Here is a 24,521-nt window from a genome sequence, read left to right on the forward strand (position 1 = left end):
AGCACAACCGCAGGCAGGAAAACCAGAGGGAGAGATCGCCATGGCGGTCATCGGGCATTACATCGGCGGCAAGGTGGTGACCACGGCGGGACGCACGTCCCCGGTCTTCGACCCCTCCACCGGCGCGCAGACCGGCGAGACGCTGCTCGCCACGACGGCCACGGTGGGCGAGGCGGTTGCCGCCGCCGCCAAGGCGTTCCCCGGCTGGGCCGACACGCCGGCGCTGACCCGCGCCCGCATCATGTTCAAGTTCAAGGCGCTGCTGGAGCGCGATATCGACGCGCTGGCGGAAGCCATCACCCGCGAGCACGGCAAGACCTTTGAGGATGCCAAGGGCGAGGTCACACGCGGCATCGAGGTGGTCGAGTTCGCCTGCGGCATTCCCCACCTCCTGCGCGGCGACTTCACCGAGCAGGTGGCGCGCGGCGTCGATGTGTTCTCCGCCCGCCATCCCGTCGGCGTGGTGGCCGGCATCACGCCGTTCAACTTCCCGGTCATGGTGCCGATGTGGATGTTCCCGGTGGCGCTGGCCTGCGGCAATGCTTTCGTGCTGAAGCCCTCCGAGAAAGACCCGACACCCTCGCTGATGCTGGCCGAACTGCTGACTGAAGCCGGCTTGCCGGCCGGGGTCTTCAACGTGGTTCAGGGCGACAAGGAAGCCGTCGACGCCCTCCTCACCCATCCCGATGTCGCCGCGGTCAGCTTCGTCGGCTCCACCGCCATCGGCGAATATGTCTACAAGACCGCCGCCGCGCATGGAAAGCGGGCGCAGGCGCTGTGCGGCGCCAAGAACCACCTGGTGGTGATGCCGGACGCCGACCTCGACAAGACCGTCGACGCGCTGATGGGCGCCGGCTACGGCTCGGCCGGCGAGCGCTGCATGGCGGTTTCCGTCGCGGTCGCGGTCGGCGGCGTCGGCGACGCGCTGATGGAAAAGCTGGTGCCGAAGGTGCGCGCGCTGAAAGTCGGCCCCGGTCTCGACCGCGACAGCGAGATGGGCCCGCTGGTGACCAAGGAACACCTCGCCAAGGTCTCCGGCTATGTCGATGCCGGCGTCGCCGCTGGCGCCGAGCTGGTGGTCGACGGGCGCGGCCTCAAGCTGCAGGGCTATGAGAACGGCTATTTCATCGGCGGCTGCCTGTTCGACAAGGTGACGCCGGACATGAAGATCTACAAGGAAGAGATCTTCGGCCCGGTGCTCTCGGTGGTGCGCGTCGACCGCTATGATGACGCGCTCAAGCTGGTCAACGACCACGAATATGGCAATGGCGCCGCCATCTTCACCCGCGACGGCGATTCCGCCCGCGCCTTCGACCGCGACGCCAAGGCCGGCATGATCGGCATCAACGTGCCGATCCCGGTGCCGGTGGCGTTCCACTCCTTCGGCGGCTGGAAGCGCTCGGTGTTCGGCGATCGCAACGTCTATGGCATGGAGGGCGTGGGCTTCTACACCAAGATGAAGACCACGACCGCCCGCTGGCCCACCGGCATCCGCGAGGGCGCCCAGTTCGTCATGCCCACCAGCGGCTGAGGCCCTCCGCCTCGCCAAAGCGTCATCCCGGACGGCCAAAGGTCGATCCGGGATGACGGCGCTGCCGGCGCACCACATCCCGGCTCTCCGCTCCACTGCGGCCAGATGACGACTATGGGTCGGCTGCCTCGCCCCGCACCGCCGCCTGGAAAGACGGGGCGCCGCCCTCCCGCCAGAACGGCTCCGCGGTCGTGTCGAGAAAGGTCGCGAACAGCGCCTGCGCCTCGCTGCGGCACACGCCGCCGATAATCTCCAACGGGCGGTGCTGGTGGCGCGGCGGCGCGCCTGTGAGCGTCACCGAAGCGCAGCCGCCATAGGCGTCCTCCATCGCGAAGACCAGCCGCGTGATCGGCAGGTGCAGCAGCGTGCCGAAGCACATCACGCACGGTTCCAGCGTGGTGTAGAGGGTGAGGCCGTCCGCGCGGGCGAAACGATAGTCGCCCATGAACACCCGATGGAACAGGTTCATCTCCGCATGGCTGAGATGATTGGACGCCATCGTCTTACGCGCGCGGCCGAGAACCTGCGTTCCCCGCGCCAGCACGGCGCCGACAGGAAACACGCACGTTTCCAGGGCCCCGGCCGCCTCCGCCAGCGCCTCCGCCATCATGAGTTCATCGTTCGTCCGCCGGTCCATCCGCAGCGTCCCTGAAGGCCCCTCGCGCCTCAGTCGTGCGAGCGGCCGAAGTCCGGCGCCGCCGTCTCCTGGCCGATCTCGATGATCGAGCGGCGGATGGCGCGGGTGCGGGTGAAAAGGTCGAACAGTTTGTCCCCCTCGGCCCAGCGAATGGCCCGCTGCAGCGCGATCAGGTCCTCGGTGAAGCGCCCCAGCACCTCGATCACCGCCTCGCGATTGTTCAGGAACACGTCGCGCCACATGGTCGGGTCGGAAGCGGCGATGCGGGTGAAGTCGCGGAAGCCGCCGGCCGAGTATTTGATCACCTCGGACTGGGTCACCGCCTCAAGGTCCGCCGCCGTGCCGACGATGTTATAGGCAATGAGGTGCGGCACATGCGAGGTGATGGCCAGCACCAGATCGTGGTGCTCGGGCGTCATGGTCTCGACATTGGCGCCCATGGCGGACCACAGGCCGGAAAGCGCCGCCACCGCCGCCGGATCGGTACCCTCGGGCGGGGTGAGGATCGACCAGCGGTTCTTGAACAGCGTGGCGAAGCCCGCATCCGGGCCGGAATATTCCGTGCCCGCCACCGGATGGCCGGGGACGATGTGGACATTGGCCGGCAGATGGGCGCGCAGCGCGCTCACCACCGCCCCCTTCACCGAGCCGACATCGGAGACGATGGCGCCCGGCTTCACATGCGGGGCGATGGCCTGCGCCACCGCACCCATGGCGCCGACCGGCACGCACAATATGATGATGTCGGCGCCGCCCACCGCCTGCGCCGGGGTCGCGGCCACGAGATCGGCAAGCCCCAGCGCTTCGGCACGCGCGCGCACGGCGGCCTCGCCGTCATAGGCCACCAGCGTGCCCGCCAGCCCACGCGCCTTGGCGGCACGCAGGATGGACGAACCGATGAGCCCAACACCGATGACGGTGAGCCGGCCAATGAGTGGATGGGCGAGGGGCGGATCAAGCACCATCGCCCGTCTCCTTCCCGCCCATGAAGTCCTTCAGCGCCACAACCAGCAGGCGGTTAGCCTCCTCGGTACCGACGGTGACGCGCAGCGCGCCGGGCAGGCCATAGGAATCCACCCGCCGCAGGATCAGCCCGCGCTGGGCGAGGAAGGCGTCGGCCTCCTTCGCCGTGCGGCCGGGCGCCTCTGGGAAATGCACCAGCAGGAAATTGGTCACGCTTGGCGTCACGGTGAGGCCGAGCCCGGTCAGTTCCTGCGCCAGCCAGGGCAGCCAGTGCTCGTTATGGGCGATGGCGGCATCGACATGGCCGGTGTCCTCGATCGCCGCCACGGCGGCGGCAAGGCCCGGCGCCGAGACGTTGAACGCCCCGCGAATGCGGTTCACCGCGTCCGCCACCTCGGCCGGCCCATAGAGCCAGCCGACCCGCAGCGCAGCGAGGCCGTGGATCTTCGAGAAGGTGCGCAGCATCACCACGTTGGAGCAGGTCGCCACCAGCTCGATGCCGGCCTCGTAGTCGTTGCGGCGGACATATTCGGCATAGGCGGCATCGAGCGCCAAAAGCACATGCGGCGGCAGACCACGCTGCAGCCGCTTCACCTCATCGAAGGGGATATAGGTGCCGGTCGGGTTGTTCGGGTTAGCGAGGAAGACCACGCGCGTCTTGTCCGTCACCGCCGCCAGCAGCGCGTCGACATCGGAACGATAGTCCTTCTCCGGCGCCACCACGGGCGTCGCACCCGCCGCCAGCGTGGCGATGCGGTAGACGAGGAAGCCATGCTGGGAAAACAGCACCTCGTCGCCGGGACCGGCAAAGGCGGCGGCCGTCAGCATCAGCAGTTCGTCTGAACCGGTGCCGCAGACAATGCGGGCCGGGTCGAGCCCATAGTTGGCGGCGATCGCCTCGCGCAGCTTGGTCGAGGAACCGTCGGGATACAGCTCCAGCGCGGTGGCCGACTGGAAAGCGGCGATCGCCTTCGGGCTGGGACCGAGCGGGTTCTCGTTGGCCGAGAGCTTGTGCACCTTCACGCCCGCACCGCCATGCGACTTGCCCGGCACATAGGCCTCGATCGCCATGACGCTGGCGCGCGGGACAGGACGGGTGGGGCGGTTGGCGGGGGACGACATGACGTGGCTCCGAAGGGCGGCGATTCTCAGATGTGAAAGGCGGGAGACGGAAGGCAGGGCGGGATCCGGTAGGGCCGATCAGCCCTGCGGCGAATGGGTATAGCGGCTCGCATGGCTGCCGACGAGAGCCGCCGCGCGCACCGAGGCGCCGCCTTCGCGCAAGGCCGCCAGCACTGTGTCCAGGGTGGCCGCGTCACCGACCGGAATCGAGGCCAGCAGCGCCGCCCCGTCGAGGCCGCGATCGGGCACGGCGATCACGTCGGCGAGCGGCGCCAGCGTGCGGGCCGCCTGAGCGTTCCACCCCGAAACATGCAGGCTCCAGGTCTCGACTTCCGTCACCGCCCCGTCCGTCACCGGATGGGCGATGCAGAACACCGGCAGGCCGGCGGGGTGGTCGGCGCGCTCGACGAAGGGCAGGCGGGCGATGATCTTGGGCGCGTGCGCGCCCTCCAGCGCCGTCCACCACGCCCCGGCGGAGGGCGAGGCGAAGGCGGGCACCAGGCCGAGATCGCCGCGTGAACGCGCCACCGCCGCCACCACGCCGGCCGCGCCCATATGGCCGATGAACGGCACGGTGAAGCCGAAATGGAAGCGCGAGGCATCGCGCATCGCCGCCTCGCCGGAGGCGAGGTCGGCATGCACGGCATAGGGCGCCTGCACATAGGTGAAGGTGGAGATGATGACCCGCCAGATGCCTTCCACCGTGTCGAGCGGGAGAATGCCGCGGTGCCGGTCGACGATCTGGCGCATCATCGAGGCCTCGCGCGCCGGGCGGAAGGCCGAGCCACTTTCCGTTCCCTGCGCCCGCTTCACCGCCACCAGCCGGTCGATGATCTGGCTGCGCTCGATCAAAAGCGCGTGCATCGCGGCGTCGATACGGTCGATTTCCGCGCGCAGGGTCCCGAGGTCCGGCGCGGCAGGCGCACAGACCGGCGAAAGGGCGGCTTGCGGCCCTTCGGGCCTATCGGCTTTCATGTCCATCGAGCGATGTCGTACCCCTCGCGCGCGTCGCGCGCAAAAGAAAATCGGGGGGTCGGCTCTATTGACAAGTGGCGGCTGTGGGATCATCCGATCGTCCGGTATAACGAACTCTTCGTCCGGTATGACGGTTCCCATGTCCGATAGCACGGCCCTGCGCGATCTTCCGGCCTATGAGGCCGCCCGCGGCGAAGCGGACCACCCGCATTCCGCCGTGGCACGCTTTGGCGCCGACACGCCGCTCCCGCTCGATGCCGGCGGCGTGCTGACACCGTTCCAGATCGCCTACCAGACCTATGGCACGCTGAACGCGGCCCGCTCCAACGCCATCCTGCTCTGTCACGCCCTGTCCGGCGACCAGCACGCGGCCAATGTCCACCCCGTCACGGGCAAGCCAGGCTGGTGGGAGACGCTGGTAGGCCCGGGCAAGCCGATCGACACCGAGCGCTTCTTCGTCATCGCCTCGAATGTTCTGGGCGGCTGCCTGGGCACAACAGGCCCCTCCTCGACCAACCCCGCCACCGGCCAGCCCTATGGCCTCGACCTGCCCGTGGTGACCATCCGCGACATGGTGCGGGCGCAGGCCATGCTCATCGACCATCTCGGCATCGAGAAGCTGCTCGCCGTGGTCGGCGGGTCGATGGGCGGCATGCAGGTTCTGCAATGGGCGGCGAGCTATCCCGAGCGCGTCTTCGCCGCCATGCCTATTGCTACAGCGGCGCGCCATTCGGCGCAGAACATCGCCTTCCACGAGGTCGGCCGGCAGGCGGTGATGGCCGATCCGGAATGGCGCGGCGGGCGCTATCTGCAGGAGGGCACCAGCCCGCGGCGCGGTCTCTCCGTCGCCCGCATGGCGGCACACATCACCTATATGTCGGATTCCTCGCTGCACCGTAAATTCGGCCGGCGGCTGCAGGATCGCGACGGGCACACCTTCTCCTTCGACGCGGATTTCCAGGTGGAATCCTATCTGCGCCATCAGGGCGAGGCCTTCGTCGATCGCTTCGACGCCAATTCCTATCTCTATGTCACCCGCGCGATGGATTATTTCGACCTCGCGGCGGACTATGGCGGCGTGCTGGCCAATGCCTTCAAGGGCAGCAAGACGCGGTTCTGCCTCGTCTCCTTCACCTCCGACTGGCTGTTCACCACGGCGGATTCGCGGGCCATAGTGCACGCGCTCAACGCCTCCGGCGCTCAGGTATCCTTCGCCGAGATCGAGAGCGACAAGGGCCACGATTCCTTCCTGCTCGACGAGCCGGAATTCTCCGCTATCACCCGCGGCTTCATCGATGCCGCCGCCCGCGCCGTGGGGGCACTGTGATGACCCCGCGCGACCTCACCATGAGCGAAGCCGCCCGGGTCGCCGGCGCCCGCGTCGATCTGCTGCTCATCGCTGAGATGGTGCGGCCCGGCTCGCGCGTGCTCGATGTCGGCTCGGGCGACGGCGAATTGCTGGAACTGCTCGCCACCACGCGCGGCTGCGACGCGCGCGGCATCGAATTGTCGCGCGAGGGGGTCAATGCCGGCGTGGCGCGCGGCCTGCCGATCATCCAGGGCGACGCCGATGTCGACCTGGCCGACTACCCCGACAATTCCTTCGACTATGTGATCCTCTCGCAGACCATCCAGGCGACGCGTCGGCCGAAATGGGTGCTGGAGCAGATGCTGCGCGTAGGGACCCACGCCATCGTCTCCTTCCCCAATTTCGGTTTCTGGCGCATGCGGCTCGACCTGCTGCTGAACGGGCGGATGCCGAGCACGGAGAATCTGCCCTATAGCTGGCACGACACGCCGAACATCCATTTCTGCACCATTCGCGACTTCGTGGCGCTGGTGGAGGAGGTCGGCGCCCAGATCGACCGCGCGGCCGCGCTGAACGGCTACGGCCACCCGGTGCGGTTCAACCTGCCTTGGGCGGTGTGGAACCTGCTGGGCGAGCAGGCGGTATTCCTGCTCTCCCGCAAGGGGTGAGCGGGCGCGGCCAGCGAGCGAGGGAAGCGGTCGCCAATCTTATCCAAGACACGGACAGAAGCTATATTTACGCTGCCAAGTCCCAACCTCGCCTCAGTCCTTCGTAGGGCTCACCCCCCCATCGGCTGCGGCGCCAGCACCGGCTCGAACACCCGGAGCCGGGCGCGGCGCTTGGTCGGCACCGGCTTGTAGACCTGCTTGGTCGCCTCGACGATGTGCACCCCGGCGAAGGGCAGCGCCAGCGTGGCGCCCACCCGCTCCCATGCCACGGCCGAGCGCAGGAACCAGTTGCGCGGCACAGGCGGCATGTACAGCGCCTCGTCCCAGCCCACCGGCGTAAACAGCGCCTGCCGCAGCAGGTCGGTGATCTGGGTGCGGGAGAACGGCCTGCCATGGCCGAACGGGTTGTTTTCGGTGCGGGCCCAGATGCCGCGCCGGCTCGGCACCACGCAGATGAGCCGCCCGCCCGGCGCCAGTACCCGCCACACCTCCCGCAGCACCTCCCCGGCCTCGGGGGTCATCTCCAGCAGATGCACGGCGATGACGCGGTCGATCATGCCGTCGCGCAGCGGCAGCTCGGTCTCGTCGACCAGCGCGGCGAGCGTCGGAGCGGCGGAGGGCCAGCGCGTTACGCCCTGCGCGCCCGGCATGAAGGCGAACGCCCGCTCGCATTCCTCGCGGAACATGCCGAGATAGGGCGTGGCATAGCCAATGCCCAGCAAAGAGAGGCCGCGCACATTGCCGGAACGCGCGCGGATGGCGCGCCCGACAAGGCGGCGCGTGACCACGCCGATGGGCTGGGCATAGAAGCTGCGAAGGCCGACAACATCAGGATACATGGCTCAAGCTTATAGCCTGAGCGATGACGCCTTGAAATCACCACCCTTTTAGGCCACATAGGCGGGGCATGCGGGATATTCGTCCGCATCGGGGCCGCGTCGCTCGATGTCCGCTTCGGCTGGGAGCCGGATCCGGTCAGGTTTATCCTGATCGAATTTCCGCCTCCACTTCTGAGCCGCGGCAGTCTTCGGCCCTTCATCACCTGAAATCGCCGACGTCCCAGGCCACGCGGGGTGTCTCAACACCCCGTGATTCGCGGTTTGCGCCCGATGTGAGCGCGAACGCAATCGCCCATGAAAGAATTTTACTTGATCTCCTTCAACGAACTCGGCCTTGCCGAGCCGATCCTGAAAGCCCTCGCGGAAGCGAACCACACCACCCCCACCCCGATCCAGATCCAGGCCGTGCCGCAGGTGCTCGCCGGACGTGATCTCATCGGCATCGCCCAGACCGGCACGGGCAAGACGGCCGCCTTCGCGCTGCCGATCCTGCAGCATCTCGTCACCAACCGCTTCCGCCCCGAGCGCCGCTCGGCCCGCGCGCTGGTGCTGAGCCCGACCCGCGAGCTCTCCGGCCAGATCCTCGAGAGCTTCCGCCTCTATGGGAAGCATGTGCGCCCCTCCACGGCGCTCGCCATCGGCGGCGTGCCGATCGGCCGCCAGGCCCGGGCGCTGGCCAATGGCGTCGACGTGCTCGTCGCCACGCCGGGTCGCCTGGTCGACCTGCTTGAGAACAACGCCGTGCGGCTCGACATGGTCGAAGTGCTCGTCCTCGACGAGGCCGACCAGATGCTCGATATGGGCTTCATTCACGCCATCCGCGCCATCTGCGCCCGGCTGCCGGCCAAGCGCCGCAACCTGTTCTTCTCCGCCACCATGCCGCGCGAGATCGAGAAGCTGGCGGATTCGCTGCTGACCGATCCGGTCCGCGTCGCGGTGACCCCGGTTGCCAAGACCGCCGACCGCGTCGAGCAGAAGGTGCTGTTCACCGACCGCGCCGGCAAGCCGAACCTGCTGGTCGAGCTGCTCTCCGAGCCGGAGATGGACCGCGCCCTCGTCTTCTCCCGCACCAAGCACGGCGCCGACCGTGTGGTGAAGGGGCTGGCCGGAGCCGGCATCGCCGCCGAGGCGATCCATGGCAACAAGTCGCAGCCCCAGCGCGAGCGCGCTCTGGCCGCCTTCCGTCAGGGCGTGGTCAAGGTACTGGTGGCGACCGATATCGCCGCCCGCGGCATTGACGTGCCGGGCGTCAGCCACGTCATCAATTACGACCTGCCCAACGTGCCCGAGAGCTATGTCCACCGCATCGGCCGCACCGCGCGCGCCGGCCGCGAAGGCATCGCCATCTCGCTGTGCGATGGCGAGGAGCGCGCCTTCCTGCGTGACATCGAGCGGCTGATCAAGATCACCATCCCCTCGGTCGACCGTCGTGGCGAAAGCCGTCGCGAAGGCGCCCCGCGCCTTGAAGGCTTCCGCTCGGAAGGCCGCCCCGAGGGCGCCCGCCCCTCGCGCGACGCCCGTGGCCCGCGCAGCGACGCTCCCCGTGGCGCCCGCCCGTTCAACCGGGGCCCGCGCCCCGAGGGTGACGCCCGCAAGGACGGCCCGCGCCATGAAGGCCCGCGTCTCGACGCCGTAGTGCGCCGGGATGGCCCGCCGCTCGAAGGCCGCCGCCCCCCGCGCCGCAAGGCCTATCGCGCCGCCCCGTGACCGCCTGAAACCCACCCCGCGTCCCGATAAGGGTGCGCGGGGTGTTGCGGAGGCTGGCATGTACGGCGCCGCAGCATTATCAGGACAAGACAAATGCCGGCCGGCAGGGTATTGGCCTAGCGGCAAGGCCGGCAGCAGCCTGTACGAGGAGAGCCATTAATGGCGAAAGAGGAACTGCTCGAGTTCGACGGCACCGTGACGGAAGTTCTGCCCGACGGCAACTTCCGCGTCGTGCTCGACAATGAACACGAGATACTCGCCTATGCGGCGGGCAAGATGAAGAAGAACCGCATCCGCACCATCGTCGGCGACCGTGTCGTCGTCGAGATGTCGCCCTATGATCTGGAGCGTGGACGCATCAATTTCCGCCACAAGACCGGTGGACCGACCCCGCCGATCGGCAGCGGCCAGCGTCGCCCGCCTCCCGGCCGTCGGCGCTGAGCAGCCGGGCGTCGCCGCCCGGCCCCTCTCCCCGCCGCGCGCGGGCTTGCCTTGTCCGCCCGCGCCGCGCCCGGTCCGTTCAGACCGGCCAGTCGGCGAGGCGCCAGGCTGAATCCCAGAACATCCATTCGAGCTCCGTGGCCCGCTTATAGGCCGCGTGCATGCGCTTGAGCACGGCGGGCGACGCGCCCATCGCCGCGCGGTCGGTCGTGGCGATCACCGCCCGCACCGCCTCGTGGAATTCCTCGCCGGCATAGGTGTCGATCCAGGCGTCATACGGGTTGGGCCGCACCGCCCGCCCGAGAATGTCGCGACCGACCTCGGCATAGATCCAGAAGCACGGCAGCAGCGCCGCCAGCGCCACCGGATAGGGCTCGCTATAGGCGGTCGCGATCAGGAAGCTGGAATAATGGTGGCACACCGGCGACATCGGCGTGCGTTCGAACGCGTCCGCATCAATGCCGAAGCTCTCGAAGAAATCGGCATGCAGCGAGCGCTCGACCACCACCGCGACCTTGGCGGCCTCGGCGAACTGCACCAGCCCGTCCGTATCGTCCGCCTTGGCGGCGGCGATCGCCAGCGCCCGGCCAAAGGCGATCAGGTAGTGCGCGTCCTGCAGCATGTAGTGCCGGAAGCGCTCCAGCGACAGCGTGCCATCTGCCAGCGCCGCGTTGAACGGCATGGTGCGGATCGCCTCATAGGTCGGCAGGTTCCGCCCCCAGGCATGGGAACTGAAGGTTGAGCCGTCGCTCATCAGCGTTTCCTCCGGACATGAAAAGGGCCGCTGGTGACAGCGGCCCGGATCATAGACGTTTCAAGGGTGGCTGCGAAACCGGCGCATGCGCGGTTCCGAGCGAGGCGCGTCAGTGCGCGGTGCGCGCATCCGCCTCGATCGCCGCCGCCGCCGATGTCAGCTGTTCCAGGAACTGCTGACGGCTGGCGCGGGTCACCTCGTCGCGGGCGTCCTCCACGTCTTCCTGCGCGTCGCGGATCATCTTGGCGAGATTCTCGGCGCGCAGTTCGGCGAGCGGGATCGCAGTCTCGGCCAGCACGGTGAGGCCCTGCGGGTTGGCTTCGGCGAAGCCGCCGCGCACGAAGAGCTTCTTCGGCCCGCCATCGCCCTTGATCGTCAGCACGCCGGGCTTCAGCGTCGACACGAAGGGCGCATGGCCGGCAAGGATGCCGAACTCGCCCTCGGCGCCGGGGACGATGACTTCCGTCACCGCGCCGGAATAGACGAGGCGCTCGGGGGAGACGAGTTCAAACGGGAAGGTGGCCATGGATCCTCCAGGGGATGCGTCAGCGTCAATGATCGACGCCCCGTGCCGTCAGGGCCGGGGCGCGCGGATCACGCGGCCTCGGCAGCCATCTTCTTGCCCTTCTCGATCGCCTCTTCGATGGTGCCGACCATGTAGAAGGCCTGCTCCGGGAGGTGATCATACTTGCCTTCCACCAGGCCCTTGAAGCCCTTGATGGTGTCGGCGAGGTCGACGAGCTTGCCGGGCGAGCCGGTGAAGACTTCGGCGACGTGGAAGGGCTGCGACAGGAAGCGCTCGATCTTGCGGGCGCGGGCGACGGTGAGCTTGTCCTCTTCCGACAGCTCGTCCATGCCCAGGATCGCGATGATGTCCTGCAGCGACTTGTAGCGCTGCAGCGTCTGCTGCACCTGACGCGCCACATTGTAGTGCTCCTCGCCGATGATCAGCGGCGAGAGAATGCGCGAGGTGGAGTCGAGCGGGTCCACCGCCGGGTAGATGCCCTTTTCCGCGATCGAGCGCGACAGAACGGTCGTCGCGTCAAGATGGGCGAAGGAGGCGGCCGGCGCCGGGTCGGTCAGATCGTCGGCGGGCACGTAAATGGCCTGCACCGAGGTGATCGAACCCTTGGTGGTGGTGGTGATGCGCTCCTGCAGCGCGCCCATGTCGGTGGCGAGCGTCGGCTGATAGCCCACCGCCGAGGGAATGCGGCCGAGCAGTGCCGACACTTCCGAACCCGCCTGGGTGAAGCGGAAGATGTTGTCGACGAAGAACAGCACGTCCTGGCCCTGGTCGCGGAAATGCTCGGCGACGGTGAGGCCGGTGAGCGCGACGCGGGCGCGGGCGCCCGGAGGCTCGTTCATCTGGCCATAGACCAGCGCGCACTTGGAGCCGGCGGAGGAGCCGTTGTGCTCGTGCGGGTCGACGTTCACCTTCGACTCGATCATCTCGTAATAGAGATCGTTACCCTCGCGGGTGCGCTCGCCGACGCCGGCGAACACCGAGTAGCCGCCATGCGCCTTGGCGATGTTGTTGATCAGTTCCATGATCAGCACGGTCTTGCCGACGCCGGCGCCGCCGAACAGGCCGACCTTGCCGCCCTTGGAATAGGGCGCCAGCAGATCGACGACCTTGATGCCGGTGACGAGGATCTCGGCCTCGGTCGACTGGTCGGCATAGGAGGGCGCGGGCTGATGGATGCCGCGCGTGGCCTCGCCGACGATCGGGCCGAGTTCGTCCACCGGCTCGCCGATGACGTTCATGATGCGGCCGAGGCACGCCTCGCCGACCGGCACGGAGATCGCGCCGCCGGTGTCGGTCACCTTGGTGCCGCGGACCAGACCTTCGGTCGAGTCCATGGCGATGGTCCGCACGGTGTTCTCGCCGAGATGCTGGGCGACTTCGAGAACGAGGCGGGCCCCGTTATTCGTCGTCTCCAGCGCGTTCAGGATCGCCGGGAGGTGATCCTCGAACTGCACGTCCACGACGGCGCCGATGACCTGCGTGATGCGTCCGACATTAGCCATGTTCGTCGTCCTTCCGGGTCCTGCCTCACAGCGCCTCGGCGCCGGAAATGATCTCGATAAGTTCCTTCGTGATCATCGCCTGGCGGGTGCGGTTGTAGGTCAAAGTCTGCTTCTTGATCATGTCACCCGCGTTGCGGGTGGCGTTGTCCATCGCGCTCATGCGCGCGCCCTGCTCGGACGCGCCATTTTCGAGCAGCGCCTTGAAGACCTGCACGGCAAGATTGCGCGGCAGCAGGTCGGCGAGGATTTCGGCCTCGCCCGGCTCGTATTCATACACCGCCTCGGCCCCGGTCGCGGCAGCGGCCGGCGCGGCGAAGGTGGCGGGGATCAGCTGCTGCGCGGTCGGGACCTGCGAGATCACCGACTGGAAGCGGCTGAAGAACTGGGTCGCAACGTCGAACTCGCCGGCGGCGAACATGGCGCCGATCTTCTCGGCGATCTTCTGCGCGTCGGCGAAGGTGACGCCCTTGTTGGCGCGCAGTTCGACAACGTCGACGATCTGCTTCTCGAACTGGCGGCGCAGCGCCTCGTGGCCCTTGCGGCCGACGCAGAAGATCTTGACCGTCTTGCCCTGCCCCATGAGCGACAGCGCGCGCTCGCGGGTGAGGCGGACGATCGAGGAGTTGAAGGCGCCGCACAGGCCGCGCTCGGCGGTCAGCACGATCAGGAGATGCGTCTGGTCCTTGCCGGTGCCGGTCAGCAGCAGCGGCGCGTCCGGCCCGCCGGAAATCGCGCCGGCAATGTTGCCGAGCACGCTCTCCATGCGCTGGGCATAGGGGCGCGCGGCCTCGGCCGCCTGCTGGGCGCGCCGCAGCTTGGCGGCGGCGACCATCTGCATGGCCTTGGTGATCTTCTGCGTCGCCTTCACCGAAGCGATGCGATTGCGCAGATCCTTAAGGCTGGCCATCTAACTTGGACTCCCGTGCCCCGGTGCTCGGCTCTGCCGTTCAGGCGAAGGTCTTGGAGAAGGAATCGAGCGCCTTGACGAGCTTCTCGGCGGTATCCTTCGACAGTTCCTTCGACGTGCGGATGGCGTCGAGAATGTCGGCATGCTTGGTGCGCAGGAAGATCAGCAGGCCCTGCTCGAACTCGCGCACCTTGGAAACCGGCAGCACGTCGAGATAGCCATTGGTACCGGCATAGATCACCACCACCTGCTCCTCGACCCGCAGCGGCGCGAACTGCGACTGCTTGAGGAGCTCAGTGAGGCGCGCGCCGCGGTTCAGCAGCTTCTGCGTCGAGGCGTCGAGGTCGGAGCCGAACTGGGCGAAGGCGGCCAGCTCGCGATACTGAGCGAGCTCGCCCTTGATCTTGCCGGCAACCTGCTTCATCGCCTTGATCTGCGCCGAGGAACCGACGCGCGACACCGAGAGGCCGACGTTCACCGCCGGGCGGATGCCCTGGAAGAACAGGTCGGATTCCAGGAAGATCTGGCCGTCGGTGATCGAGATCACATTGGTCGGGATATAGGCCGAGACGTCGTTGGCCTGGGTCTCGATGACCGGAAGGGCGGTCAGCGAGCCGGCGCCGTTCTCGTCATTGAGCTTGGCGGCGCGCTCGAGCAGGCGCGAGTGGAGATAGAACACGTCGCCGGGATAGGCTTCGCGGCCCGGCGGGCGGCGCAGCAGCAGCGACATCTGGCGGTAGGCCACGGCCTGCTTGGACAGATCGTCATGGACGATCAGCGCATGCATACCGTTGTCGCGGAAGAACTCGCCCATGGCGGTGCCGGAGAACGGCGCCAGGAACTGCATCGGCGCCGCATCGGAGGCGGTGGCGGCGATGATGATGGAATATTCCAGCGCGCCCTGCTCTTCGAGCACCTTGACGAACTGCGCGACGGTGGAACGCTTCTGCCCGATCGCGACATAGACGCAATAGAGCTTAGCCTTCTCGTCGGTGCCGGCGTTGATCGTCTTCTGGTTCAGGATGGCATCGAGCGCGACGGCGGTCTTGCCGGTCTGGCGATCGCCGATGATCAGCTCGCGCTGGCCACGGCCGATCGGGATCAGCGCGTCGATGGCCTTGAGGCCGGTCTGCATCGGCTCATGCACGGACTTGCGCGGGATGATGCCCGGCGCCTTCACGTCGACGCGGCGACGCTCGGTGTACTCGATCGGGCCCTTGCCGTCGATCGGGTTGCCGAGGGCGTCGACGACGCGGCCGAGCAGGCCCTTGCCGACCGGAACGTCGACGATGGCGCCGGTGCGCTTGACCGTCTGGCCTTCCATGATCTCGCGGTCGGAACCGAAGATGACGACGCCGACATTGTCGATTTCGAGGTTCAGCGCCATGCCGCGCGTGCCGTTCTCGAACTCGACCATCTCGCCCGCCTGGACGTTGTCGAGCCCGTAGATGCGGGCGATGCCGTCACCGACGGACAGAACCTGACCCACCTCGGAGACTTCGGCTTCCTGGCCGAAATTCTTGATCTGCTCCTTGAGGATCGCGGAAATTTCAGCGGCGCGGATATCCATCAGCGAACCTCTTTCATCGCAGTGCGGATCGAATTGAGCTTGGTCTTCAGCGAGGCATCGATGAGCTTTGAACCGACCTTGACCTTCAGCCCGCCCAGGAGCGAGGGGTCGACCTCGACGGCGAGCTTGACGTCCTTGCCGGTCAGCGCGTCGAGCGCCTGCTTCAGCGTGGCAGCGTGGGAGTCCGAAAGCGGCTGGGCGACGGTGACTTCGGCCGTCACTTCGCCCTTATAGGCGGCGACCAGCAGCGCGAAATCGCGCATGATGGCCTCGACGGTGAAGAGCCGGCGGTTGGCCGCCACGGTCTTGAAGAAATTGGCGGAGAGGCCCGTAATGCCGGCCTTTTCGAGGAGGGCGGCGATCGCCCTCTCCTGCGCCTCGGACGCGAAGACCGGGCTGCGCACCAGGCGCCTGAGATCATCGCTCTCGGCGATCATGGCGCTGAACCTGTCCAGGTCCGCCTTGACCGCATCGACAGCATTGGCGTCGCGGGCCAGCTCGAAGAGCGCCGTCGCGTAGCGTCCTGCCGCTCCGGATACGTAGGTCTCGGCCACTTTGCCTCTCTCGGGGCTTGTCCGGAGCGCGCGTCACCCGGCAGGGGACGCCTCTTCCGGACTGGAAGGATGTGAACTCAAGGCGGCGCAGGGATTTCCCTTACCCCACAGCGAAGTCGGCGGTTCCCTAACACGGCTCTCCGCATGCTGCAACACGAGGGCGTGAGGGAAAAACCGGGGCAAATGACGTAGCGGCCGGATAATGCCGGCTCACGCGCCATATCTCGTTGCCGCAAGGCTTTGCGAGGCCTGCGGCGCATTGTTGCACCGCGCCTTTTCCCCATGCCGGCGCGAGGTTTTCCACCCCTGCGCGAGGATGTCGCGCTTTCTGGCATACCAGAGCCTGGTCGCCTCCGCCGGCTCGCGGCCGGCGGCTCAGTCGCGGGCGACCCGCAGCGCTGCCGCCGCCGCGATCGGGCCGAGCACCATCGCCGCCAGCGACAGGCCGAGCAGGATGCGGAACGGCGTGCCGAACGGCACCGTGCCGCCGAGCGCGGTTGAGGTGGCCGCCACCGCGAAGATCAGCACGGGAATCGTCAGCGGCATCACCAACACCGCCACCAGGAGCCCGCCGCGCCGGAACACGGCGGCGAAGGCGGCGCCGATCAGGCCGAGAAAGGTGATGGCCGGCGTGCCCACCAGCAGCGTCAGCGTCAAGGCGCCGATCGATGCGGGGGCAAGGTTCAGCAGCAGCGCCAGCACCGGCGCGGCCACCACCAGCGGCAGGCCGGTGGCGATCCAGTGCGCCAGCCCCTTCGCCGCCGCCACCAGTTCCAGCGGCAGCGCCCCCATGGCGAGCACATCAAGCGCGCCATCCTCCGCATCGGCGGAAAACAGCCGGTCGAGGCCGATCAGCGAGGCCAGCAGCGCGCCGATCCACAGGATCGCCGGGCCGATGCGGGCCAGCAAGGCGAGATCCGGCCCGATGGCGAAGGGCGTCACCACCACAACGGCGAGGAAGAACACCACGCCGAGCCCCGCGCCGCCGCCGGCGCGCAAGGCGAGCCGAAGGTCGCGGGCAAGCAGCGCCAGAAAGGCCCGGCTCATGCGTCTATCCTCTCGGCAACAGGCCGCGCCGGCCGCCAGGCGCCGAGATCGAGCCCGTCGCAGGGGCCGAAATCCAGCGGCGCGTGGGTGGCGGCGACGATCAGCCCGCCCGCCGCCACATGCGCCCGCGCCAGTTCGGCAAAGCGCAGCTGCGCCGCCACGTCCAGCGCCGTGGTCGGCTCGTCCAGCAGCCAGAGAGGGCGCTCTGCCACCAGCAGGCGGGCCAGCGCCAGCCGGCGCTTCTGCCCGGCCGAGAGCACCGCCACCGGCAACCGCTCCAGCCCGCCGAGCCCGACCGCTTCCATGGCCTCGCCCACGGTGAGCGCCGGACGGCCGAGCATGGCGCGCCAGAAGGCGAGGTTCTCCTGCGCGCTCAGCGCGCCCTTATGCGCATCGAGATGGCCGAGATAATGCACATCCTCGGCGAAATCATTCGGCTCGGGCGCCCCTTCCAGCCGCAGCACGCCCGCTTCCGGCCGTGCCAACCCGGCGAGGATGCGCAGGAGCGAGGATTTTCCCGTGCCGTTCGGCCCGGTCACGATCAGCGCCCGCCCGGCCTCCAGCGTGAAGCCGAGCCCTTGGAAAAGCATCCGAACGCCGCGCCGGCAAGCCAGTTTTTCGACCACGAGCCGCATCAGCCCCTCCGCCGCCTACCGCTGACGACGCGCCGCACAATTTTCCGACGCATCGCGTCAAGCCCTCTAGGATCGGAGTTTGAAATGGCTCTATATAGAAATCTGAACGATGCGCCCCGTGCCGTGCCAGGGCCCGCCCGAGCTGAGCTATAGCCCGCGGGCCCGCTTCCCTCCAAGGCCCAGCGCATCCTGTCACTTTGTTAGCGGGGACCTGCCAGCCGTGACGTCTCTCGACAGCTTCAAAAGCCGGAAAACTCTCACCGTCGGGTCCAAGACCTACGTCTATTACAGCCTGCCGGAGGCGGAGAAGAACGGCCTCGACGGCGTCTCGGCCCTGCCCTTCTCGATGAAGGTGCTGCTGGAGAACCTGCTCCGCTTCGAGGACGGCCGCTCCGTCTCGAAGAAGGACATCGTCTTCATCAAGGACTGGCTGATCAATCGCGGCAAGGTCGAGAACGAGATCGCCTATCGCCCCGCCCGCGTGCTGATGCAGGACTTCACCGGCGTTCCCGCCGTGGTCGACCTCGCCGCCATGCGCGACGCCATGGTGCATCTGGGCGGCGACCCCAAGCGGATCAACCCGCTGGTTCCCGTCGACCTCGTCATCGACCATTCGGTGATCGTCAACTTCTTCGGCGACAGCGCCGCCTTCGGCAAGAATGTCGACGAGGAATACAAGCAGAACCAGGAGCGCTACCGCTTCCTGAAATGGGGCCAGTCGGCCTTCGACAATTTCCGCGTGGTGCCGCCCGGCACCGGCATCTGCCACCAGGTGAACCTCGAATATCTCGCCCAGACCGTGTGGACGAGGGATGAGGACGGCGAGACGGTCGCCTATCCCGACACCTGCGTCGGCACGGACAGCCACACCACCATGATCAACGGCCTCGGCGTGCTCGGCTGGGGCGTCGGCGGCATTGAGGCGGAGGCGGCCATGCTCGGCCAGCCGGTGTCCATGCTCATCCCCGAGGTCATCGGCTTCAAGATGACCGGCGAGATGAAGGAGGGCATCACCGCCACCGATCTGGTGCTCACCGTCACCCAGATGCTGCGCAAGAAGGGCGTGGTCGGCAAGTTCGTCGAGTTCTTCGGCCCCGGCCTCGACCACCTCACCCTCGCCGACCGCGCCACCATCGGCAACATGGCGCCGGAATATGGCGCCACCTGCGGCTTCTTCCCGGTCGATTCGGAAACCATCGCCTATCTCGACGAGACCGGCCGCACGGATGAGCGAATCGCTCTCGTCGAGGCCTATTCCAAGGCCCAGGGCATGTGGCGCACCGCCGGCACCGCCGACCCGGTGTTCACCGACGTGCTGGAGCTCGACATCTCCACCGTGCTGCCCTCGCTCGCCGGCCCCAAGCGCCCGCAGGACCGCGTACTGCTCTCCGGCACCAAGCAGGGTTTCCTCGCCGCGCTCGAAGGCGAGTTCAAGAAGGCCGGCGAGACGGGCAAGCGTGTGCCGGTGGCCGGCACCGATTATGATCTCGGCCATGGCGACGTCACCATCGCCGCCATCACCTCGTGCACCAACACCTCCAATCCCAGCGTGCTGATCGCCGCCGGCCTGCTCGCCCGCAACGCGGTGGCCAAGGGCCTCAAGTCGAAGCCCTGGGTGAAGACCTCGCTGGCGCCCGGCTCCCAGGTGGTGGAGGGCTATCTCAACGCCGCCGGCCTGCAGGGCGATCTCGACGCGCTCGGCTTCAATTTGGTCGGCTTCGGCTGCACCACCTGCATCGGCAATTCCGGCCCGTTGCCGGAAGCGATCTCGGAAGCCATCAACACGCATGACCTCATTGCGGGTGCCGTCATCTCCGGCAACCGCAATTTCGAGGGCCGCGTGAACCCGGACGTGAAGGCGAACTACCTCGCCTCCCCGCCGCTGGTGGTCGCCTATGCCATCGCCGGCTCGCTGCAGATCGACCTCACCACCGAGCCGCTCGGCACCGGTTCGGACGGGCAGCCGGTGTTCCTCAAGGACGTCTGGCCGTCCAACCAGGAGATCGCCGCCTTCATCCGCGCCAACGTCACCAAGAAGATGTTCCAGGAAAAATATTCCGACGTCTTCAAGGGCGACGAGAACTGGCAGAAGATCGCCATTCCGCTCGGCGAGACCTATGCCTGGGACGACCGCTCCACCTATGTGCAGAACCCGCCCTATTTCGAGGGCATGCGGATGGAGCCGGAGCCCGTCACCGACATCCTCAAGGCGCGGGTGATCGGGCTTTTCCTCGATTCGATCACCACCGACCACATCTCCCCGGCCGGCTCGATCAAGGAAGCCAGCCCCGCCGGCGCCTATCTGCGCGATCATCAGGTGCGCCCGGCCGACTTCAACCAGTACGGCACGCGGCGCGGCAATCACCAGGTGATGATGCGCGGCACCTTCGGCAATATCCGCATCAAGAACCAGATGCTGAGCGGAACGGAAGGCGGCTTCACCCGCCACTGGCCGGATGGCACCGAAATGCCGATCTACAACGCCGCCATGCTCTACAAGCAGGAAGGCGTGCCCACCGTCGTCTTCGCCGGCAAGGAATACGGCACCGGCTCCTCGCGTGACTGGGCGGCCAAGGGCACGGCGCTGCTCGGCATCCGCGCCGTCATCGCCCAGAGCTTCGAGCGCATCCACCGCTCGAACCTGGTCGGCATGGGCGTGGTGCCGCTGGTGTTCCAGAACGACGAGTCCTGGCAGTCGCTCGGCATCACGGGCGATGAGGTCGTCACCCTCAAGGGCATCGAGGGCGACCTCAAGCCACGCCAGACGCTGATCGCCGAGATCACCTTCGCCGACGGCACCATCAAGAACGTCCCGCTCACCTGCCGCATCGATACGCTGGATGAGCTGGACTACTTCCGCAATGGCGGCATCCTGCCCTTCGTGCTGCGCAATCTCGCCGCCTGAGCCGGCGGCTCTGCCTCTGTGAAAAGCCGGCGCGGGCCTCCACCCGCGCCGGCTTTTCCACATGCGGGCGGCCCGCGCGCCACCTCCCCCTCAACCGCCCGGCGCGCCACTACCCGTCACGCCGGCGTGCGCGGCGACACCCGAATGTGACTGGTCGGGGCGCGGCAGCCGTCTTATTGCCTTGGGGGCGGACCGGCCGGCAGGCTCCGGCGACGGCTCCGCCCCGAGCCCCGCGACCGGCGCCATCCCTGCGGACCGGCCTGCCTGTAACCGATACGTCCGCGCCCAAGGACCCCCGCCCGATATGTCCGTGACCGCCTTCGCCCTGCGCCTGCCTGCTCCTTCCGCCTGTGCGGCTGCGCTGGCGCTGCTCGCCCTCACCCTGGCGCTGCCGGGCACTGCCCGGGCGCAAGAGGCGCCGGCGCCGGCGGAGAAGGCCGCGCCGGTGAAGCCGGTCACCGCGCCGAAGGCGATGATCGAGCTTTTCACCAGCCAGGGCTGCTCCTCCTGCCCGCCCGCCGACCAGCTGATGGGCGAGCTTGCCGCCCGCTCCGACGTGATCGCGCTCACCCTGGCGGTGGACTATTGGGATTATCTCGGCTGGAAGGACACGCTGGCCAAGCACGGCCACTCGTTGCGCCAGAAGGCCTATGCCCATATGCGCGGCGACGGCAAGATGTTCACCCCGCAAGCGGTGGTCAATGGCCACGCCATGATGATCGGCTCGGACCGGGCGGCGCTGGACCGCACGCTGGCGGCCACGACCCCGCCGCCCGTGCCGGTGTCGGTGGCGAGCGTCGACGGCACGGTCAGGGTCCACATCGCTGCCGTCCCCGGCGTGGCGAAGGGCGAGATCTGGCTCTGCCCGGTGGCGAGCCGGATGGATGTCGAGATCGGCCGCGGCGAGAATGAGGGCGCGAAGGTGGCCTACCACAATGTGGTGCGCGGCTGGATCCGGCTCGGCAGCTGGGACGGCACCGAAGCGCGCTTCGAGACCCGGCTGAATCGCCAGCCGGGCGATGCCGTCGACGCGGTCGCGGTCTTCGTGCAGTCGGGCTCCTCCACCGAGCCGGGCGCCATACTCGGCGCCGCGCTGCAGCCGCTCGACTGACATCCCCGGCAACGGGATCACGCGCTCGTTAACCGAAAACACAAGGCTGCCCGATTTCGGCCGTTGCAACGCCCCTTGGGCCGGCCAATCTCATCCTCATAGCGTTGGGCCGGTTCGCGAGTGCATCGGTTTCCCAGCCCCCCAGCCCCCCGCGGTGCTTGTGGACCGGCCTGACGTTATCTCTAGGTTCAATCCCCGAATTGCTCTTCAGGGCCGGCTGCATAGCCGGCCCTTTTTTGTGCCCGGCGGCCGGCACGCTGGCCGCTCTTGGACGGCCCGGCGCGAAAGGCGCTTGATGCGGCACCCCGCCCGGTGGATCATGACGGCGACATGACACCCGTGATTCCGCAGGCGCGCCCATGGCGCGCCGCAGAGGCCGGAGGCGCCGCGTGGCGGAAATCGACCCCATAGCCTTGCCGGTCGGCGCCCGCACCGACCGCGTCACCTTCGACCGGCGCGAACTCGACCGCATTCTCGATCTCTATGGCCGCATGGTCGCGCAGGGCGAATGGCGCGATTACGCCATCGACTTCACCCGCGACAAGGCTATCTTCTCGATCTTTCGTCGCGCCGCCGAAGTGCCGATCTATCGCATCGAGAAGGACCCGCGCCTCGCCCGCAAACAGGGCGCCTACACGGTGGTGTCGCAAACCGGCCTCATCCTCAAGCGCGGGCACGAACTTGCGCGGGTCATCGCGGTGCTGGAAAAACCGCTCCGCGCTGTCAACTGAAGCCCTTTCAAGCGAAGTGGGTGCCGTTCGCGTAACGAAAATGCGTCGGCCCAACACATCTGCCTTCCTGTCGATTCGGAGATTTCCATGCGGAGCCTGACCGTCGCCGCCACCCAGATGCGCTGCGACTGGAACATCGAGGGCAACATCGCCCGCGCCGAAGCCCTCGTGCGCGAGGCGGCCGGGCGTGGCGCCAAGCTCATCCTGCTGCAGGAGCTTTTCGAGACCCCCTATTTCTGCCAGGACCAGCTGCACGAGTTCCTCGACCTCGCCAGCCCCTTCGAGGGCAACCGGCTGATCGCTCATTTCGCCGGCCTGGCGAAGGAGCTGGGCGTGGTGCTGCCCATCTCCTTCTTCGAGCGCGCCGGGCAGGCCACCTTCAACAGCCTCGCCATGGTCGACGCCGATGGCGAGCTGCTCGGCCTCTACCGCAAAAGCCACATTCCGGACGGGCCGGGCTACACCGAGAAGTTCTATTTCTCCCCCGGCGACACCGGCTTCCGGGTCTGGGACACCGCGGTTGGGCGCATCGGCGTCGGCATCTGCTGGGACCAGTGGTTCCCGGAATGCGCGCGCACCATGGCGCTGCTCGGGGCCGAAGTGCTGCTCTACCCCACCGCCATCGGCTCCGAGCCGCACGATTCGGGCCTCGATTCCGCCGGCCATTGGCAGCGGGTGATGCAGGGCCATGCCGGCGCCAACCTCATGCCGCTCATCGCCTCCAACCGCATCGGCCGGGAAGAGGGCCGCAACGGCACGTCCATCACCTTTTACGGTTCCTCCTTCATCGCCGGCCCCACCGGCGAGAAAGTCGCCGAGGCCGGGCGTGATGACGAATCGGTGCTCACCGCCACCTTCGATCTCGACGGCATCGCCCGCCAGCGCCAGAGCTGGGGCGTGTTCCGCGACCGCCGGCCGGACCTCTATCGCCCGCTGCTCTCGCTCGACGGGCGGGCGCCGACCCGCACCTCCGTCAGCGACCGGAGACTCTGATGAGCGAGACCCTCACCACCCTGCCCGCCGCCGATGGCTTCCGCATGCCGGCCGAATGGGAGCCGCACGCCGGCACCTGGATGATCTGGCCCGAGCGCCCGGACAATTGGCGCGCCGATGCCGAGCCGGCGCAGGACGCCTTCGTGGCCGTGGCCAGCGCCATCGCCCGCTTCGAGCCCGTCACCATGCTCGCCAGCCCGCGCCAGTGGCGCCATGCCCGCGCGGCCCTGCCGCCTTCGGTGCGCGTGGTGGAGGCGACCTCCGACGATTCCTGGTGCCGCGACAGCGGCGCCACCTTCCTCACCGATTCGGCCGGCCGGCTGCGCGGCGTCGACTGGGGTTTCAACGCCTGGGGCGGGCTCTATGCCCCCTGCGACCAGGACGAGGCGATCGCCGCCAAGATGCTGGAGATCGAGTGGGCCCCCCGCTACGCCGCGCCGCTGGTTCTGGAAGGCGGCTCGATCCATGTCGATGGCGAGGGCACGGTGCTCACGACAGAGGAGTGCCTGCTCAACCCCAACCGCAACCCGGGCCTCTCGCGCGAGGAAATCGAGCAGCATCTGAAGGATTATCTCGGCGTCTCCAAGGTGCTCTGGCTCGGCGCCGGGCTGGTCGACGACGAAACGTCAGGCCATATCGACAATCTCGCCTGCTTCATTCGGCCCGGCGTGGTGGCGCTGACCGGCTGCGAAGACCCGCTCGACCCGCAATACCCGATCTCGAAAGACGCGCATGAGCGCCTTTCGAAGATGACCGACGCACGCGGGCGCGCGCTTGAGATTGTCACCCTGCCGCTGCCCGGCCCGCTGTTCCGGACGGCTGAGGAAGCGCTCGATCTCGGCAGCGAGCCCGGCACCATGTCGCGTCGCCCGGGCGAGCGGCTCGGCGCCTCCTATGCCAATTTCTACCTCGGCAACGGCTTTGTACTCATGCCGCTGCTCGACCCGGCGCAGGACGGCGCGGCGCGGGACATCCTCGCCCGCCTGTTCCCGGAGCGCGCGGTGGTGGGCGTGCCGACGCATGAGATCATCCTCGGCGGCGGCAACATCCACTGCATCACCCAGCAGCAGCCGCTGGGCAGGCCGGGCTGACGC

General features: G+C 67.9%; 23 protein-coding genes. 10 read left to right on the forward strand and 13 right to left on the reverse strand.

All coding sequences use genetic code 11. The annotated features are described in order from the left end of the window. Positions 1-40: 40 nt before the first annotated feature. Positions 41-1,531: a CoA-acylating methylmalonate-semialdehyde dehydrogenase gene (locus J2S76_RS04680; RefSeq protein WP_307057992.1), complete on the forward strand. Its 1,491-nt coding sequence runs from the start codon at positions 41-43 to the stop codon at positions 1,529-1,531. Positions 1,532-1,643: 112 nt separating this feature from the next. Here the strand turns inward: J2S76_RS04680 and J2S76_RS04685 are convergent, their stop codons facing one another. The 4 genes from J2S76_RS04685 to J2S76_RS04700 form a co-directional block, all read right to left on the reverse strand. After that, a complete protein-coding gene (locus tag J2S76_RS04685) occupies positions 1,644-2,168 on the reverse strand; it encodes a nucleoside deaminase (RefSeq protein ID WP_307057994.1) in 525 nt (174 codons plus the stop codon). Positions 2,169-2,197: 29 nt separating this feature from the next. Beyond that, a complete protein-coding gene (locus J2S76_RS04690; protein WP_307057996.1) occupies positions 2,198-3,133 on the reverse strand; it encodes a prephenate/arogenate dehydrogenase family protein in 936 nt (311 codons plus the stop codon). Beyond that, positions 3,123-4,253: a histidinol-phosphate transaminase gene (gene hisC / locus J2S76_RS04695; RefSeq protein WP_307057998.1), complete on the reverse strand. Its 1,131-nt coding sequence runs from the start codon at positions 4,251-4,253 to the stop codon at positions 3,123-3,125. The genes J2S76_RS04690 and hisC overlap by 11 nt, the downstream gene beginning before the upstream one ends. 78 nt (positions 4,254-4,331) lie before the next feature. Next, the gene (locus tag J2S76_RS04700) at positions 4,332-5,234 is read right to left on the reverse strand and encodes a chorismate mutase (RefSeq protein WP_307057999.1); all 903 of its coding nucleotides are present in this window, start codon (positions 5,232-5,234) and stop codon (positions 4,332-4,334) included. A gap of 133 nt (positions 5,235-5,367) precedes the next feature. Between J2S76_RS04700 and metX the strand changes: the two genes are divergently transcribed. Together metX and metW are read left to right on the forward strand one after the other, a co-directional pair. Next, positions 5,368-6,555: a homoserine O-acetyltransferase MetX gene (metX, locus tag J2S76_RS04705; protein ID WP_307058002.1), complete on the forward strand. Its 1,188-nt coding sequence runs from the start codon at positions 5,368-5,370 to the stop codon at positions 6,553-6,555. Next, positions 6,555-7,205 (forward strand): methionine biosynthesis protein MetW, encoded by a 651-nt coding sequence (metW, locus tag J2S76_RS04710; protein ID WP_307058004.1) that lies wholly within the window; start codon positions 6,555-6,557, stop codon positions 7,203-7,205. The genes metX and metW overlap by 1 nt, the downstream gene beginning before the upstream one ends. A gap of 110 nt (positions 7,206-7,315) precedes the next feature. Here the strand turns inward: metW and J2S76_RS04715 are convergent, their stop codons facing one another. Further along, on the reverse strand, positions 7,316-8,044 hold the full coding sequence (locus tag J2S76_RS04715) for a class I SAM-dependent methyltransferase (RefSeq protein WP_307058006.1): 729 nt from the start codon (positions 8,042-8,044) through the stop codon (positions 7,316-7,318). Between the two features lie 294 nt (positions 8,045-8,338). On the opposite strand from J2S76_RS04715, the gene J2S76_RS04720 reads away from it, so the two are divergent. Together J2S76_RS04720 and infA are read left to right on the forward strand one after the other, a co-directional pair. Further along, positions 8,339-9,751, forward strand: a complete 1,413-nt coding sequence (locus J2S76_RS04720; protein WP_126281480.1) for a DEAD/DEAH box helicase — start codon at positions 8,339-8,341, stop codon at positions 9,749-9,751. Positions 9,752-9,910: 159 nt separating this feature from the next. Beyond that, positions 9,911-10,192, forward strand: coding sequence for a translation initiation factor IF-1 (infA, locus tag J2S76_RS04725; RefSeq protein WP_013168254.1), 282 nt, complete (start codon positions 9,911-9,913; stop codon positions 10,190-10,192). A gap of 79 nt (positions 10,193-10,271) precedes the next feature. Here infA and tenA read toward each other — a convergent pair whose 3' ends face one another. From tenA to ccmA, 8 genes are all read right to left on the reverse strand, one after another. Beyond that, positions 10,272-10,946: a thiaminase II gene (gene tenA, locus J2S76_RS04730; RefSeq protein WP_307058009.1), complete on the reverse strand. Its 675-nt coding sequence runs from the start codon at positions 10,944-10,946 to the stop codon at positions 10,272-10,274. A 109-nt stretch (positions 10,947-11,055) separates the two neighbouring features. Next, on the reverse strand, positions 11,056-11,472 hold the full coding sequence (locus J2S76_RS04735; RefSeq protein WP_307058011.1) for a F0F1 ATP synthase subunit epsilon: 417 nt from the start codon (positions 11,470-11,472) through the stop codon (positions 11,056-11,058). A gap of 68 nt (positions 11,473-11,540) precedes the next feature. Further along, complete coding sequence (gene atpD / locus J2S76_RS04740; RefSeq protein ID WP_091442226.1) at positions 11,541-12,974, reverse strand: F0F1 ATP synthase subunit beta; 1,434 nt, start codon at positions 12,972-12,974, stop codon at positions 11,541-11,543. Positions 12,975-12,999: 25 nt separating this feature from the next. After that, the gene (locus J2S76_RS04745) at positions 13,000-13,881 is read right to left on the reverse strand and encodes a F0F1 ATP synthase subunit gamma (RefSeq protein ID WP_307058014.1); all 882 of its coding nucleotides are present in this window, start codon (positions 13,879-13,881) and stop codon (positions 13,000-13,002) included. Between the two features lie 40 nt (positions 13,882-13,921). Further along, positions 13,922-15,451 (reverse strand): F0F1 ATP synthase subunit alpha, encoded by a 1,530-nt coding sequence (gene atpA / locus J2S76_RS04750; RefSeq protein WP_018388219.1) that lies wholly within the window; start codon positions 15,449-15,451, stop codon positions 13,922-13,924. Continuing rightward, positions 15,451-16,005, reverse strand: coding sequence for a F0F1 ATP synthase subunit delta (locus J2S76_RS04755; RefSeq protein WP_307058016.1), 555 nt, complete (start codon positions 16,003-16,005; stop codon positions 15,451-15,453). The genes atpA and J2S76_RS04755 overlap by 1 nt, the downstream gene beginning before the upstream one ends. 375 nt (positions 16,006-16,380) lie before the next feature. Then, positions 16,381-17,052 carry a heme exporter protein CcmB gene (ccmB, locus tag J2S76_RS04760; RefSeq protein ID WP_018388221.1) on the reverse strand — a complete coding sequence of 224 codons (672 nt, stop codon included), beginning with the start codon at positions 17,050-17,052 and terminating at the stop codon, positions 16,381-16,383. Next, positions 17,049-17,687, reverse strand: a complete 639-nt coding sequence (gene ccmA, locus J2S76_RS04765; RefSeq protein WP_307058018.1) for a heme ABC exporter ATP-binding protein CcmA — start codon at positions 17,685-17,687, stop codon at positions 17,049-17,051. The genes ccmB and ccmA overlap by 4 nt, the downstream gene beginning before the upstream one ends. A gap of 220 nt (positions 17,688-17,907) precedes the next feature. On the opposite strand from ccmA, the gene acnA reads away from it, so the two are divergent. The 5 genes from acnA to aguA all read left to right on the forward strand — a co-directional run bounded on the left by acnA (position 17,908) and on the right by aguA (position 24,518). Next, positions 17,908-20,592 (forward strand): aconitate hydratase AcnA, encoded by a 2,685-nt coding sequence (gene acnA / locus J2S76_RS04770; RefSeq protein ID WP_307058020.1) that lies wholly within the window; start codon positions 17,908-17,910, stop codon positions 20,590-20,592. A 304-nt stretch (positions 20,593-20,896) separates the two neighbouring features. After that, positions 20,897-21,703 (forward strand): DUF1223 domain-containing protein, encoded by an 807-nt coding sequence (locus J2S76_RS04775; protein ID WP_307058022.1) that lies wholly within the window; start codon positions 20,897-20,899, stop codon positions 21,701-21,703. Between the two features lie 389 nt (positions 21,704-22,092). Further along, positions 22,093-22,434, forward strand: a complete 342-nt coding sequence (locus tag J2S76_RS04780; protein WP_307058024.1) for a DUF2794 domain-containing protein — start codon at positions 22,093-22,095, stop codon at positions 22,432-22,434. 87 nt (positions 22,435-22,521) lie between these two features. Beyond that, the gene (aguB, locus tag J2S76_RS04785) at positions 22,522-23,427 is read left to right on the forward strand and encodes an N-carbamoylputrescine amidase (RefSeq protein ID WP_307058025.1); all 906 of its coding nucleotides are present in this window, start codon (positions 22,522-22,524) and stop codon (positions 23,425-23,427) included. After that, the gene (gene aguA, locus J2S76_RS04790; protein WP_307058027.1) at positions 23,427-24,518 is read left to right on the forward strand and encodes an agmatine deiminase; all 1,092 of its coding nucleotides are present in this window, start codon (positions 23,427-23,429) and stop codon (positions 24,516-24,518) included. Before aguB ends, aguA begins: the two co-directional genes overlap by 1 nt. The last annotated feature ends 3 nt before the right edge of the window (positions 24,519-24,521 follow it).

The organism is Ancylobacter vacuolatus, assembly GCF_030813595.1.
Classification (GTDB): domain Bacteria; phylum Pseudomonadota; class Alphaproteobacteria; order Rhizobiales; family Xanthobacteraceae; genus Ancylobacter; species Ancylobacter vacuolatus.